This is a genomic window from Acidobacteriota bacterium (assembly GCA_034211275.1).
Lineage (GTDB): Bacteria > Acidobacteriota > Thermoanaerobaculia > Multivoradales > JAHZIX01 > JAGQSE01.
In genome coordinates this window covers 1-13,007 of sequence record JAXHTF010000189.1, presented here as the reverse complement: position 1 = coordinate 13,007, position 13,007 = coordinate 1, and the positions used below count along the sequence as shown (strand labels likewise).

Annotated in this window: 11 protein-coding genes; 4 read left to right on the top strand and 7 right to left on the bottom strand. The window is 67.6% G+C overall.

Going from position 1 to position 13,007, the window contains the following annotated elements:
- Window positions 1–349: WSD1 family O-acyltransferase (locus SX243_21105; GenBank protein MDY7095483.1), on the top strand; the 349-nt coding region annotated here is incomplete at its 5' end.
- Here the strand turns inward: SX243_21105 and SX243_21100 are convergent.
- Complete coding sequence (locus SX243_21100) at window positions 337–1,293, bottom strand: DUF481 domain-containing protein (GenBank protein MDY7095482.1); 957 nt, start codon at window positions 1,291–1,293, stop codon at window positions 337–339. The genes SX243_21105 and SX243_21100 overlap by 13 nt on opposite strands.
- Before the next feature lie 223 nt (window positions 1,294–1,516).
- Between SX243_21100 and SX243_21095 the strand changes: the two genes are divergently transcribed.
- Window positions 1,517–2,857 (top strand): threonine/serine exporter family protein, encoded by a 1,341-nt coding sequence (locus tag SX243_21095; GenBank protein MDY7095481.1) that lies wholly within the window; start codon window positions 1,517–1,519, stop codon window positions 2,855–2,857.
- A gap of 28 nt (window positions 2,858–2,885) precedes the next feature.
- On the opposite strand, the gene SX243_21090 is transcribed toward SX243_21095, so the two are convergent.
- Complete coding sequence (locus SX243_21090) at window positions 2,886–3,938, bottom strand: DUF2891 domain-containing protein (GenBank protein ID MDY7095480.1); 1,053 nt, start codon at window positions 3,936–3,938, stop codon at window positions 2,886–2,888.
- A gap of 317 nt (window positions 3,939–4,255) precedes the next feature.
- Complete coding sequence (locus SX243_21085; GenBank protein MDY7095479.1) at window positions 4,256–5,494, bottom strand: PLP-dependent aspartate aminotransferase family protein; 1,239 nt, start codon at window positions 5,492–5,494, stop codon at window positions 4,256–4,258.
- Window positions 5,495–5,561: 67 nt separating this feature from the next.
- On the opposite strand from SX243_21085, the gene SX243_21080 reads away from it, so the two are divergent.
- Entirely contained in the window at window positions 5,562–6,038 is a 477-nt protein-coding gene (locus SX243_21080) for an Lrp/AsnC family transcriptional regulator (GenBank protein MDY7095478.1), read from the top strand.
- 31 nt (window positions 6,039–6,069) lie between these two features.
- Here the strand turns inward: SX243_21080 and pepQ are convergent, their stop codons facing one another.
- The 3 genes from pepQ to SX243_21065 all read right to left on the bottom strand — a co-directional run bounded on the left by pepQ (window position 6,070) and on the right by SX243_21065 (window position 10,869).
- Window positions 6,070–7,410: a Xaa-Pro dipeptidase gene (gene pepQ / locus SX243_21075; protein ID MDY7095477.1), complete on the bottom strand. Its 1,341-nt coding sequence runs from the start codon at window positions 7,408–7,410 to the stop codon at window positions 6,070–6,072.
- A gap of 151 nt (window positions 7,411–7,561) precedes the next feature.
- Entirely contained in the window at window positions 7,562–9,058 is a 1,497-nt protein-coding gene (locus SX243_21070; GenBank protein MDY7095476.1) for an AMP-binding protein, read from the bottom strand.
- Between the two features lie 329 nt (window positions 9,059–9,387).
- Window positions 9,388–10,869: a M64 family metallopeptidase gene (locus SX243_21065; GenBank protein ID MDY7095475.1), complete on the bottom strand. Its 1,482-nt coding sequence runs from the start codon at window positions 10,867–10,869 to the stop codon at window positions 9,388–9,390.
- A 221-nt stretch (window positions 10,870–11,090) separates the two neighbouring features.
- Here SX243_21065 and SX243_21060 point away from each other — a divergent pair, with 221 nt between their 5' ends.
- Window positions 11,091–12,095 (top strand): DUF1684 domain-containing protein, encoded by a 1,005-nt coding sequence (locus tag SX243_21060; GenBank protein MDY7095474.1) that lies wholly within the window; start codon window positions 11,091–11,093, stop codon window positions 12,093–12,095.
- Between the two features lie 76 nt (window positions 12,096–12,171).
- Here SX243_21060 and SX243_21055 read toward each other — a convergent pair whose 3' ends face one another.
- On the bottom strand, window positions 12,172–12,855 hold the full coding sequence (locus SX243_21055; GenBank protein MDY7095473.1) for a class II aldolase/adducin family protein: 684 nt from the start codon (window positions 12,853–12,855) through the stop codon (window positions 12,172–12,174).
- Window positions 12,856–13,007: the final 152 nt, after the last annotated feature.

The window sequence follows — 13,007 nt, the reverse complement described above, 5'->3', positions numbered from 1 at the left end:
CAAGACCCTGCCCTTGGGCATCAGTCGCCGGCTCATCGACTTCCTGGCCAACAAATGCTCGGCGGTGGTGACCAACGTGCCCGGCCCGGCCCACGAGCTCTACATCGCCGGTCGCCGGGTACGGGAGCTGGTCTTCTGGGTCCCCCAACGAGCCGATATCGGCATCGGCATCTCCATCCTCAGTTTCGCCGGCACGGTGCGGGTCGGCGTCTATACGGACGTCGAGCTGGTTCCCGATCCCCAGCGGTTGGTCGCCGCTTTCGAGGAGGAGTTTCGGATGCTGTCCGGTTCCTTGGAAGAAGGCGGCTCGCTGGATAGTGCCCCCGAGGAAGACCCTCAGAACGTGTAGCGAATCCGGTTGAGGAGACGGAGGTCGGTCTCCTCGACGCCGAGGGGAGGCTGGTTGTCGTGGAGCACCGAGAGGCTCAAGCCCAGCCGCGCCCGCTCGGTGAGCTTGACCTGAAACTCCGCCTCCTCGAGGATGCGGAAATCCTCCACCTCGTCGATCTTGATCTGGAAGTACGTGGTGCTCACCAGGCTCAGGCGCTGGTCCGCGGAACCCATCTTGAAGCTCAGATAATTGGTCCAGCGATGGTTGCGGGACTCCAGCTCCTCGCCGCTGCGCACCTCCTCCGAATCCAGCTTCTCGTACTCGTACATATAGCCGGTGCCGGCGAAGATTTCCCGCTGCTTCTGGATCAACAGGCCGAAGCGTAGGCCGGCTCCCACCAGGTAGCGCGTGTCGAGGCGCAAGAACTCGTTGAATTGGTATTGCACGAAGGTCTCGACGCCGAAGTCGGGGCGGGTCTTGCGCACCCAGCGCAGGTGGGCGAAACCGTCGTTCACCGAGCGCTCCTGGTTTTCCTCGGAGAAGCTGTAGTTGCTGGCGAGGAAGATCAGGCGCTTGGTGTACGGGTCGGCGTCGGCGGCTTCCATCTCTTCCTCCACCGCTTCTTCCGGCAGGGCGTCGGCCCCCGACGGGGTTCCGGCAGCGGCGGTGGCCACCGCCTGTTCGCTGGCGTGGGCGTCCTCCGGCGTCGGCGGCACTTCCAGGACGGCGTGCTGGAGGTGGAAGCCAGTGCCGATGGAGAAGACGTCGGTGTTGCCGTCGCGGAGCGCCAGGGAGAGATCGAAGTGACCGCTGTAGCCCGACTCCTCGGCTCCCAGGCGCAGGCGCTCGGTGTTGATTTGAGCGTCGGCGGGGGCCGTCAGCAAGACCAGCGCCAGCGCTGCGACGAGCTGGCATTGGAGGGTCGAGAAGGACGAAGGGCTGCGAGATGGACGACGTTTCATGATGGGGCTCCCGGTGGTTCGGCGGCCGGAAGATACCACGAGGCCTCCCCGTGCGCCCCGTACCTGGAACTCCGGGGAGCGTTGACCTGGGAAGCAAAGCTGTTAGGATCTCCCAAGAAGTCCCGCGCTGCTTTTGCCGCGCGGGGCTTTTTGTACCTTGAGCGCCTTGCATCCGCCGAAAGAGCGCGCATCCGCCGCAAGGGCGCTAGCCGAGAGAAGAGCCATGAAGACCACTTCCACCAGCGATCTGACCCCATCTCACGAAGAGCCTCTCCTGGAGAGCGCCGGCCGCCTCGTCCCTTTCATTCAAGGAGCTCCGGAGCCTTTCCCGAGCCAGGAGACCCTGCAGGGCCAGGAGCCGGCGGAGGGGGTCGAGCTGGTGGAGAAGCTGGGCAAGGCGCTCCACGCCTACGGCTGCCCGGCCCACCGGCTGGAGGACGCTCTGGTACGGGTCAGCCGCCGGCTGGGCCTCGAGGGGCAGTTCTTCTCCACTCCCACCGCCCTCTTCGCCTCCCTGGGTACCGGCCGCCAGCGGCGCACCTCGCTGCTGCGGGTGGAGCCCGGCGAGGCCAACCTGGAGAAGCTCTCGCGCCTCGACGCGGTGCTCGGGCGGGTCATCCGCGGCACCCTCTCTCCCGCCGTAGCGGCGGAGGAGGTGGATGCCATCGTCGACTCCCGGCCGCGCTACGGGGCCCTGGTGACCACCCTCTCCTTTGCCCTCGCCTCAGGCTCGGCGGCGCATTTCTTCCACGGCGGGTGGGCGGAGATCGTCGGCGCCGCGGGCATCGGTCTGCTGGTGGGATTGTTGGCGCTGGTGGCGGGGCGTTCCCCCACCACCGGGCGTCTGCTGGAGCCGGTGTCGGCGGTGGTGGCCTCGTTCCTGGCGGCGGTCTTCGTCACCCTGCCGGGGATGCCGCCGGCATCGCCGTTTCTGATCACTCTGGCGGGGCTCATCGTGCTGCTCCCCGGCCTCAGCTTGACCATTGCGCTCTCGGAGCTGGCCACCCGCAACCTGGTCTCCGGCGGTTCCCGCCTTGCGGGGGCGGCGCTGGTCTTCATCACCCTCGGCTTCGGTGTCGCCCTCGGCGGCACCCTGGGGGCGGAGCTCCTGGGCTCGCCCGCCGCTGCGACCCCGACGCCGCTGCCGCCGTGGACCGAGCTGCCGGCGCTGGCGGTGGCGACGCTCTCCTTCACCGTGCTCTTCCGCGCCCACCCGCGGGAGGTCGGTTGGATCTTCACCGCCGGTGCCATCGCCATCGCCGGCGGCCGCTTGGGGACCGAGTGGTTGGGGCCGGAGCTTGGAGCGATGGTGGCGGCGGTGCTGCTGGGCATGGGCAGCAACCTCTACGCCCGCCTGCTGGACCGCCCTTCCGCCAACACCCAGCTCCCCGGCTTGATGCTGGTGGTGCCCGGCAGCCTGGGCTTTCGCGGGCTGGCGGCGCTCATCGAGCGGGACACCCTCACCGGCGTGCAGACGGCGTTCTCGGTGAGCCTGGTGGCCATCGCCCTGGTCACCGGTCTGCTCATCGCCAACGTCCTCTTGCCGCCGAAGCGCTCGCTCTGAGGTCTCTCTTCGGGGGAACTCGAGGGTCTCAGGGGAGGCCGCGGCCGGTGACCAGGTAGACCGCGAAGCTTCCCAGCCAGTGGCCACCTTCGTAGTGCTCGCCGGTCACCGCCGCCAGGCCGGAATCCCGGTGCCGGAGCGCCGCGGCGTCGAGGACCGGCCGGCGGGGATCCTCGGTGGGCAGGCCGGCGGAGATGCCTTCGAGCATCCAGGCCCGGGCCAGGTTGAGGCCGTCGAGGTGGGCCAGCTTGGGATCGCTGGGATCGGTGACCACCGCCGGCGGCAGCCACTCGTCGTCTTGCTTCAGAGGGAGGTCGGGGAGGAAGGCTCCCAGCCAGGCGGCGAAGCGGGGTGGGTCGAGTACCCGCCGCATCAGATCCGCCTCCGCCAAGCACGGGGACAGAAAGTCTTGCCCGGAAGGCTCGTAGCTCAGCGGGCAATGGCGATCCTGGAGGTAGAGCTCCCGGGAACGCTCTTCTAGTAACCGCGCTAGACCCTCATCCCCCGCGATGCGCGCCCAATCCAGCGCCAGGCCGAAGGCGAAGGCGGTTTGGGAGTGCTCGCCGGTGCGGATGGGATGGGTGAGCTTGGGCAGCCACTCCCGCAGGCGATCCGCGGCTTCCTTTTCCAGCGGCTCCAGCGCCCGGGACCACCCCGCGACGTCCTCGTCGTTGCTCCACTCCCGCAGCTCCGCCGCCAGCTGCAGCAGCCACGCCAGACCGTAGGGCCGCTCGAAGGAGGTCCGCCCGGCTCCCCGCAGATAGGCCACCTCGGCGGTGATGTTCTCCGGCGTCAGGCTCTGGGCCACTGCCTTGCGGGCGCTCTCAGCGAACGAAGCCTCGGGGAATTGCCGCGCCAGCCGCACCAGCAGCCAATGCCCGTGCACCGACGAATGCCAGTCGTAGCAGCCGTAGAACGCCGGCGTCAGCTCCCGCGGCGGCTGGACATCCTCGTCGCTCTGGAGCACGTGGGCAATCTTGTTGGGGTACTCCTGATGCACGCAGGAGAGCGCCAGCTCGGCGAAGCGCGCTACCGAGGCGGCATCCAAGCCCTGTCGGTCATCCATGGAGCTATCGGCCATGGCAGGAACCGTACCGGAGACGGCGAGGAGGCTCAAGAGCAGCAGGCTCAGGAGCGGCGAGAAGACGCGGCGTTGGGCTCGTTTCACGGGAACGAGTTTAGCAGCCGTGGATGCTTCTCCGAATCACCCGCAAAGACGGAAATAGGCCCTCGAGGGTGAGCCGTGGAAACAAGGCCGGATGAGATGCAGTCTCGGCCCATGTGTAGGGGCAGGCCTAGTGCCTGCCCTCGATCGTGATGGGCTCTCGGCAAGGGCGACCACGAGGGTCGCCCCTACCGCTCTGACTCAGGTCGTTGTGGGCGTTGGCTCGTTCCGAGCTAGGCCCCAGCCACCGCTCGCACCGGCGGAGTGTCGGCCAGCTCGAGGGCGCAGTCGAGAGCCAGGCGCAGGTCCTGCCAGAGGTCCTCGGGGTCTTCCAGGCCCACCGAAAGGCGCAGCATGCCGTCGTCGATGCCGCCGGCTCGGCGGCCTTCCTCGCTCACCACCCGGTGGGTCAGTCCTGCCGGATGCTGGATCAGGGTGTCGGTGGAGCCCAGGCTCACCGCCGGGGTGATCAGGCGCAGGCTGCGGAGCGTGCGGGCGGCCATTTCCAGGCCGCCGGCGACGTCGAAGGCGATGAGGCTGCCGGGGCCGCGCATCTGGGTGCCTACAAGGCCCATGGGGTCGCAACCGGGGAGGCCGGGGTAGAAGACTCGGGTCACCGCCGGGTGCTCGAGCAGTCGCTGGGCCAGGATCTGGGCGCCCTGCTGGGCCGCCCGCACCCGCACCGGCAGGGTGGTGAGGCCGCGGTGCAGCAGATAGCCCCCGAGGGGGTGGAGCACCGCGCCGGTGACCAGCCGCACCTGGCGCAGGGCGGCGGCCCATTCCTCGTCGGTAGCCACCACGCCGGCGAGGACATCACCGTGGCCGCCGAGGAATTTGGTGGCGCTGTGGAGCACCATGCGGGCGCCCAGTTCCATGGGATTTTGCAGCACCGGGGTCGCGAAGGTGGAATCCACCAGCACCGGTACCGAACCGGCATCCGCCACCACCTGCCGCAGATCCACCAGCTGCAGGGTCGGGTTTGCGGGAGTTTCGACGATCACCAGGGAGGTGTCCTCCCGCAGAGCGTCGGCGATGCCGTCGCGCTCAGCCCAGGTGACCTCCATGCCCAGCAGCCCGCTGGCCAGCAGATGGTCGCTGCCGCCGTAGAGGGGGCGCACCGCCACCACGTGGGTGCCGTGCTGCCGCGCCGCCAGCAGGCAGGCGGTGAGGGCCGCCATGCCGGAGGCGAAGGCTACCGCCTGGGGCGCCCTCTCGAGCTCCGCCAGGGCTTCCTCGAAGCGCGCCACCGTCGGGTTGTAGAGCCGCGAGTAAATCGGGTTGGGCGCCTCCGGAGCGCCGCTGGCGAGGGCGTCGATACTTTCCGTCGCTGCCCCGAGATCCGACAGAGGATACGTCGTCGAGAGGTCCAGGGGCGGGGCGTGAACCCCCAGCTGGGCGAAATCCCGGCGGCCGCCGTGGACGGCGGAGGTGTCGATGGAAGAGCCTCGGTGTCGAATCTTGTTGTTATCCATGGCTCCAGCATAGAATCTTCAGCGGGAAAAATTTCTTCTGCTGAATAAAATTCGACGAGGGGTCTGCATGAGAGAGCTCGACCGAATCGACTGCGAGATTCTGGAGGCGTTGCAAAAGAATGCTCGGCTGCCCAACAAAGAGCTCGCCCGGCGGGTGGGGGTGGCTCCTTCCACCTGCCTGCAGCGGGTGCGGCGGTTGTATGAGGACAACGTGCTCCGCGGGTTTCACGCGGAGCTCGATCCGGCCTCCGTGGGCGTGGTGATCCAGGCGATGGTGGCCGTGCGCCTCAACCGGCACTCCCTGGACCTGGTGGAGACCTTCCGAGAGCACGTCTTGGGGCTGCGGGAAGTGGTGAGCCTCTACCACACCGCCGGCGCCAACGACTTCCTGGTGCACGTGGCGGTGCGTTCCTCGGACCACCTGAGGAATCTAGTGCTGGCCTCCTTCACCACGCGGCCGGAAGTGGCTCACGTGGAGACCTCGCTGATCTTCGAGCGAGTGCTCAGCGACGAGCTGCCGATCTACGGCGGCGTCGAGGAGTAGGGCTCGAGCTTGCCTGGCCGGAACCCCGACCTCAGGGGCCTTCGATGAGGTCGCGGGTGAGGTCTCGGGGGCCGCTGGCGGTGCACAGAACGTCGTCCTCGATGCGGATGCCGCCGCAGGGGAGGAGCCGGTCCACCAGCTGCCAGTCCAGGACTTCGGCGTTGGGACCTTGGCGCAGGGGTTCCAGAAGCATGGGGATGAAGTACAGCCCGGGCTCGATGGTGACCACGTGGCCGGGCTCCAGTTTGCGCGTGTTGCGCAGGAAAGGGTGAGCCTCCGGTGGCGCGACGGTGCCACCCTCCGGCGTCGCCTGATGCCCGCCGACGTCATGAACTTGAGTGCCCAGGTGATGGCCGAGGCCGTGGGGTAGGAAGGCGCTGGTGATGCCCCGGTCGACGGCGTCGTCGGCGTCTACCTTGAGCACACCGGTGCTCGCCAGCAGCTGGGCGACGCGGCGATGGGCATCCAAATGAAGGTCTACGAAGCTCCTTCCCGGCACCACCTGCGCCACCAATTCGCGCTGCAGGGCATCGACTCCGCGCAGCAGCTCGACGAAGAGCTCGTCGGCGTCGTTGCTGGTCCAGGTGCGGGTGACGTCGGAAGCGTAGCCGTCGCATTGAGCGCCGGCATCCATCAGCAGCACCTTGCCGGGGGCGGCTTCGGAGCCCCGTTTGTGCTGATAGTGAAGAATGCCGCACTTCTCATCCAGGGCGGTGATGGGGGGGAAAGGCATCTCGCGGTCCAGGGCGCCGGCTCCCTCCAAATAGCGCCAGTGGACCACGCGCTCCGAAGCGCCGTCCAGGAAGGCGTCCCGGGCGGCGCGGTGGCCGGCGGCGGCGGCCTCGCCGGCGGCGGTGATGAGTGAGACCTCGTGCTCGGTCTTGTAGGCGCGGAACCAATCGAGAAGATTCATCAGCGCCCGCGGCTCCACCAGCGAGGGCAGAATCTCCAGAGCCTCGGCGGCGGCGGAGGATTCACCGACGTAGGCCATGGTCTTGAGGGATCCGGTGATCTGGGGAATTTGCTCGAAACGCTCGACTTCCCGCAGCTCCACCGCCTGTTGCCAATAGGACTCCGGCGCCGGGGACGGGTCGTACCAATAATCCTTCGGCCGCACCTCGATCACCAGCGGTTTCTGGCCCGGGCGGACGACGACCACGTGGTCGGGGCCGTCCAGGGGAACCCAGCGGCGGAAATGGCCGGTGGAGCGGAAGGGGATGTGCTCGTCGTCGGCGTGGTAGGTGCGCTCCACCCCCGCGTGGAAGACCACCCCCTCCAGGCTCATCCCGTCGCGCTCGGTGCGCAACAGGGCCTCGCGCAAATAGCCGTCCAAAGTCTCCAGGTGCTGGCGGTAGAGATCGGTATCGGTCATGGTCGCTCCTGAGGAATCGGGGTTGGGGATGGCAGGCGATCAGATGGATGAGCAGGACACTAGCAAGAGTAGGCTGGCATCGCTTGGTCGATGAGGAGACCGAGGGCGCACAAGAACCATTCTAAGGATCAACTCGGCTCGGGCCAAGCCGTCAGCTCTCCGCCAGCGTCTCTGTCAGCCTAGGCTTGACCACCTTGCCCAGGGCGTTGCGGGGGAGCTCCGGTAGCAGTGTCAGCGAGCGGGGAAGCTTGTAAGGGGCCAGCCGAGGGCGAGCCCAATCCCGCAGCTCCTCCAGGGATAGACTCTCTCGGTCGCTTCGGAGCACGACGGCGGCGCTCAGCCGCTCGCCCCATTCCTCGTCCGGAAGCCCCACCACTGCACACTCTGCGACGGCCGGATGCTCGCGCAGCACCGCCTCCACCTCCAGGGCCGAGACCTTGTAGCCACCGGTCTTGACGATGTCGACGTTGCGCCGGCCGAGGATGCGGTAAGCGCCGTCTTCCAGCACCACCTCGTCGCCGGTGCGGAACCAGCCGTCCCGAAAGGCGTCGTCGGTAGCCTCTGGGCGGCGCCAATACTCGCGAAAGACCCCGGGACCGCGGACCCACAGCTCTCCGGGTCTGCCTTGGTTCAGGGGCTGGCCGGCGTCGTCCACCACCTGCGCCTCCACCCCCGGCAACGGCCTTCCCACGGTCCCCGCTCTTCGGCAGCCCTCCAAGGGATTCGACAGAGCCATGCCGATCTCGGTCATCCCGTAGCGTTCCAGCAGGGTGTGGCCGGTGATCTGCCTCCAGCGCTCCAGCAGCGGTACCGGCAGAGCCGCGGAACCGGAGACCATCAGCCGCAGCCGGGCGGCGCCGTCGCTGAGCTCCCGCCGGATCGCTTCGTCCTGCTCCTCCCAATGCGCCACCAGCCGGCGGTAGATGGTGGGAACCGCCATGAAGAGGGTGAGGGGAGAGTGGGCCAGGTGGCGCCAGGTCGCGGCGGCGTCGAAGGCCGGCAGCGGTTGCCAGCAGGCCCCGGACCACAGTGCACAGCCCATGACATTGATCAGGCCGTGGACATGGTGCAGTGGGAGGACCCCGAGAATGCGGTCCGCCGGCGACCACCGCCAGGCTTCGACCAAGCTGGTCATCTGGGCGGCGAGGCTGCTGTGAGTGTGGACCACTCCTTTGGGCCGTCCGGTGCTGCCGCTGGTGTAGAGGATGAGGGCGGCATCGTCTTCCGACGGCAGGAGATCCCCAGCCGGCTCGCCCGCCTCCGCCAGAAGCTTGTCCCACAGGACCCACGGGCGCTGCTGCTCGGTCGACACCTCACGGAGGTTCGGCGAGCCACCGGAGTGGTCGAGGACCAGTGCGACGTCCGCATCCCCCAGGGCATAGGCCAGCTCGCCGCGAGGATAGGAAAGGGCCAAGGGTAGCCCGATGGCTCCGGCGCGCCAGATGCCCAACAGCGTCGCGGCGTAGCCAAAGCCCGGCGGTACCCGAAAGGCCACTCGGGAGCCGGCGGCGGCCTCCCCGAGCCGCGATCGCACGGCCGCCGCCAGCTGACCCGCTGCGTCCTCCAGCTGTCCATAGGAAAAGCTCCCCTCGGCACAAACTACCGCTGTGCGTTGGCGGTATTGGGCTAGACGTTGGAGGAGATGCATGGAAGTCGAGCCAATGGGGCGAGAAGACCGTGGGGGTAGAGTCACCCAACGATTTTCGCTGCAGGAACTCCAGGCATCATACCCGCTACCGATCGCGCTTTCGGGGGGCGCTTCCGGGAGTGGTACCCAAGTGTTGATTCGAGAATCGAGGGGCGGGTGATGCGGTTGGTGGTGGCGAGAATCCTTTGTTCATGCAGGTTTAGGTAGGTGGTACCCAAGTGTTGATGGCAAGTGTTGATGGCAAGTGTTGATGGCCCTTGCGTCCCGGGGATCAGGAGCTGGGGCCTTGTTCTGATCTCGATGGGTCGCCCCGCCCCGGGACTTCTGGATTAGTGAGCGTAGAGATCGATCACCCGGCTCACGGCCTCGGAGCACACGGCGCAGAAGTCCTTGGGGTTGCGGGTGAACATGATGCAATCCGCCTGCGGGCGGTAGAGGCCCTTGGCCTGATAACCGGCGCCTTCGAAGGCTCCCACCTCGCCGGCGTAGCGCTCCGAGTCGAGGAGTGGCCGGGTGGTCTCCCGGACCTTGTCGAAGAGCTCCTCCATGCGCTCTTCGGAGGCACCGGCTTCCCGCAGGGCTTGGCGTTCCCGCTGATAGGCCAGGGAGATTTCGTCGTAATCCTCCTGCTCCCAGGGCGTTGGCACCGGCGTGGCCTCGGCCTTCAGGTGGTTCCATTTCAGCGGCCTCCCCGGCAGCAGGGCGGTGATGTTGGGTTCCCAGGGCTCCACGCCTGGCGGGTTGAAATCTTCGTAGGAGACCTGGGACGTGTAGTACTCGTCCCCCAGCCCGGCAAACGAATGGCCGAACTCGTGCACCACCAGATAGTCCGCCTCGGCGCTGCCGGCGGCGGCGGTGGTCCACAGATTGAAGATGCCGCCACCGCCGTATTTGCGGCTGTTGCCCAGCAGAATGAGGGCGTCGTAGGGCGCCTGGGCGGCGATCTCCCGTAGCTCACGATTGGCGAAGGTGAGCACGTAGCGCTCCGAATCGAAGGCGTTGTAGCTCAAGCCCAGGGGGGTGTTGTGCCAGGCCTTCGCCCGCGGGTCGGTGACTCCCGAATCCTGGGACGGTGGGTGCAAGGCGCGGACGTTGAAGTCCCCGGCGCGGCTCTTGAAGGGCTCGCTGGCGAAGAGAGCGGCCTCGGCGCGCCGGGCGTCGGCGAGGAATTTGTCTCGTTTCTGCAGGGTGTAGCCGTCGCCGAGGATCAGCAGGTCGACCTTGGTGGCGGCGGGGCCGCTGTCCCGCAGGGTCCAGAGCTCGCCTACCTCGGGGAGCGGCGAGCGGTCGACGGAGCGGTGGGCCGGATCCACCAGGGTGGAGAAGATCTGCTGAAAGGTGCCGTTCCCCGAGCGCTTGGCGATCACCACCTGTACCGGGTTGCGGGGCTCCGGAAAGCGCACGCTCTCGTGGATGGTGCCCCAGGTGCCGCCGCGGGCCTCCCCGGTGGTCTCCCATTCGCCGAAGATGCTGGCGAAGCCGCGGCTGTAGAGGGTTCGCTGAGTGTTGGGGTCGACCACCCGAAGGAAGTACTTGCCCAGGTTGGTGTCGTCGAGGAGCCGCACGACGCTCCCGGGCCAGGCTCCTTCCCGGCGCACGCGGTCGATGGCGAAATGCTCTTCGCCGGCGGTGCCCCTATGGAAGGTGCCGCTATGGAAGAGGTCCAGCCGCAGGGTCTGCCCCGTCGCCCAGGTCTCGAAGCTGTCGCCCGCTGCGACCATCGAGGTGGACATGGGCGCCGGTGGCGCGGCCTGAGCCGGCAGGGCTGTGGCAAAGGTGACGAGACCGAGCAGGAGCCAGGTGACGATCATGGCAATCTCCCGAGCGAGGTTGAAATCCGCGATAGGGGTCGAATTCGGTTCTTCATCTTAACCCTCTCTTTGGGGCTAGGTCGTTCAAGGGAGGGAGAGGGTGGAGGAGAGCCGGAGCCTGGCGTAGGATCTCTGGCGTAAGATCCCTGACGTACTATCGAGATCTGGCTGCGGAGCTCGCCGAACCGGCGGGCCGCCAGGGCCGCGAGGGAGGAGATGCGATGCTGGGCAAATTCGAGCAAGGTGTTCTGGGTCTGAAGGAGGCCACCGGAAGAACCTTGTTGACTCTGTTGATCGCCGGCTTGCTGCTGGCGGGCGTGGCCTGCGGCGGAGGATCGAAGGACGAGGGAGATTCGAAGATGGAGAGCACCGCCGCGATGACCGACGAAGAGAAAGAGGCCCATCGGCAGGAGGTGGACGCCTGGCACGAGGAGCGGCTGGAGCGCCTGCGCCAGCCCGACGGCTGGCTGACTCTGGTGGGGCTCTTCTGGCTGGAGGAGGGAGAAAATACCTTTGGCTCCGATGAAGGCAACGACCTGGAGTTTCCCGCTCCGGCGCCGCCGGTGGCGGGGGTCTTCCGTCTCGAAGACGGCGTCGTGACCTTGGTCCCGGCGGATTCCGTCGCCAGGGAAGAGGGGCCGATCACCGTCGACGGCCAGCCGGCGGGGGAGCGCGAGCTGGCCAGTGACGCCACCGGCGAGCCCACCATTCTCGCCCTGGACACCCTGCGCTTCTATGTCATCGACCGCGAGGGGCGCATGGGAATCCGCGTCCGCGACCACGCGAGCCCGCTGCTGGCGAGCTTCGAAGGCATCGAGCGCTTCCCGGTGGATCCCGCTTACCGCTTCGACGCCCGTTTCGAGCCCTACGATCCGCCCAAGCCGGTGGAGATTCCCAACGCTTTAGGAGGGACCTTCAGCGATGCTTCCCCCGGCGCCGTGGTCTTCGAGTACGACGGGGAGACCTTCCGCCTCGACGCCACCGGGGATCCGCAGGAATCGCTCTTCCTGGTCTTCGGTGACAGCACCAACGCCCGGGAGACCTACGGCGGCGGCCGCTTCCTCTACACCGAGGCACCCCAGGACGGCCGGGTGGTGGTGGACTTCAACCGGGCCTACAACCCGCCCTGCGTCTTCACCCCCTACGCCACCTGTCCGCTGCCGCCGCCGCAGAATAAGCTGAAGATAGCGATCCGCGCTGGGGAGAAGACTTTCGGCAAGCATTGAGGCTGGATGCTTTGGGCCGACGGCCTCTGTGCCAGCACTCTGCTGAGGCTGGGGCCTGCGGTGAGCTTTGACGCCGTCAGGGGCGGCAGAGTCCCCGCTCCAGGCCGCATTGGCGCTGGTAGGCGCGGGCGAGTTGGCCGAGGAGCACTTGCCCTGCTTCCTCGGCGCTGCGGCCGAAGACCACGATGCCGTCCTCGTGGCCGCCCATGGCCAGGATCTGGGTTTCCTGCAGGCTCCCGGTGCGGAACAGTCGGCGCACCTCCCGCGCCATCTCGGGGGTGCCGTAGGGCACGTCGGGGTCGGTGGTAGGAATCCGCAGCTCCGCCGCCTGCCGCCAGAGGGTCGGGCCGTGGCCGTGGAAGACGAAGCGGATCTGCGGCCCCAGGTCGTAGAGGGCGCCGTGGGTCAAAGACTCCGACGAGGGCATCACCAGGCCATGGCTGATGGCCTGGTTACGCTCCGCGTCGTAGGTGTCGACGACGCAGAAATCCCCCAGACCGATGCAGCGAAGCCCGGCGGTTTGGGTCCCGGTGATGAGAAACGACCGCCGCCCCCGCGCCGCCGCCGGTGGCCCCACCCGGCCGCTGACGTTGCCGAAACCGTAGCCCTCATAACGTCGCGGATCCTGTCCCACCAGCCCGGTGCCGGTGAGAATCTCCCGCCAGGCGATGAGGGCACAAGCGAGCTCTCCGTAGCGGCGAGGCTCGAGGGTCGCGCGTCGATGCTGGGCGCTGAATTTGATGACGCCTTCCTGCTCCATGGGAGGACTTTAGCAGGCTGAGATTTCTGGGTGCTTTGCTCAACACAACTCTGGCCCTGGACCACGGGAGCTTCAGCGCGGGGTGCTCGGGGAGTCGGGTCCTGCGGTGGCCAGGGGGCCATCCTCGGATCCCGCTCCCTCACCACACTGGT

Bases quoted from the DNA above. Each gene is read 5' to 3' on its own strand.
- SX243_21100 (MDY7095482.1), bottom strand. From the start codon at position 1,293: ATGAAACGTCGTCCATCTCGCAGCCCTTCGTCCTTCTCGACCCTCCAA.
- SX243_21095 (MDY7095481.1), top strand. From the start codon at position 1,517: ATGAAGACCACTTCCACCAGCGATCTGACCCCATCTCACGAAGAGCCT.
- SX243_21090 (MDY7095480.1), bottom strand. From the start codon at position 3,938: ATGGCCGATAGCTCCATGGATGACCGACAGGGCTTGGATGCCGCCTCG.
- SX243_21085 (MDY7095479.1), bottom strand. From the start codon at position 5,494: ATGGATAACAACAAGATTCGACACCGAGGCTCTTCCATCGACACCTCC.
- SX243_21080 (MDY7095478.1), top strand. From the start codon at position 5,562: ATGAGAGAGCTCGACCGAATCGACTGCGAGATTCTGGAGGCGTTGCAA.
- pepQ (MDY7095477.1), bottom strand. From the start codon at position 7,410: ATGACCGATACCGATCTCTACCGCCAGCACCTGGAGACTTTGGACGGC.
- SX243_21070 (MDY7095476.1), bottom strand. From the start codon at position 9,058: ATGCATCTCCTCCAACGTCTAGCCCAATACCGCCAACGCACAGCGGTA.
- SX243_21065 (MDY7095475.1), bottom strand. From the start codon at position 10,869: ATGATCGTCACCTGGCTCCTGCTCGGTCTCGTCACCTTTGCCACAGCC.
- SX243_21060 (MDY7095474.1), top strand. From the start codon at position 11,091: ATGCTGGGCAAATTCGAGCAAGGTGTTCTGGGTCTGAAGGAGGCCACC.
- SX243_21055 (MDY7095473.1), bottom strand. From the start codon at position 12,855: ATGGAGCAGGAAGGCGTCATCAAATTCAGCGCCCAGCATCGACGCGCG.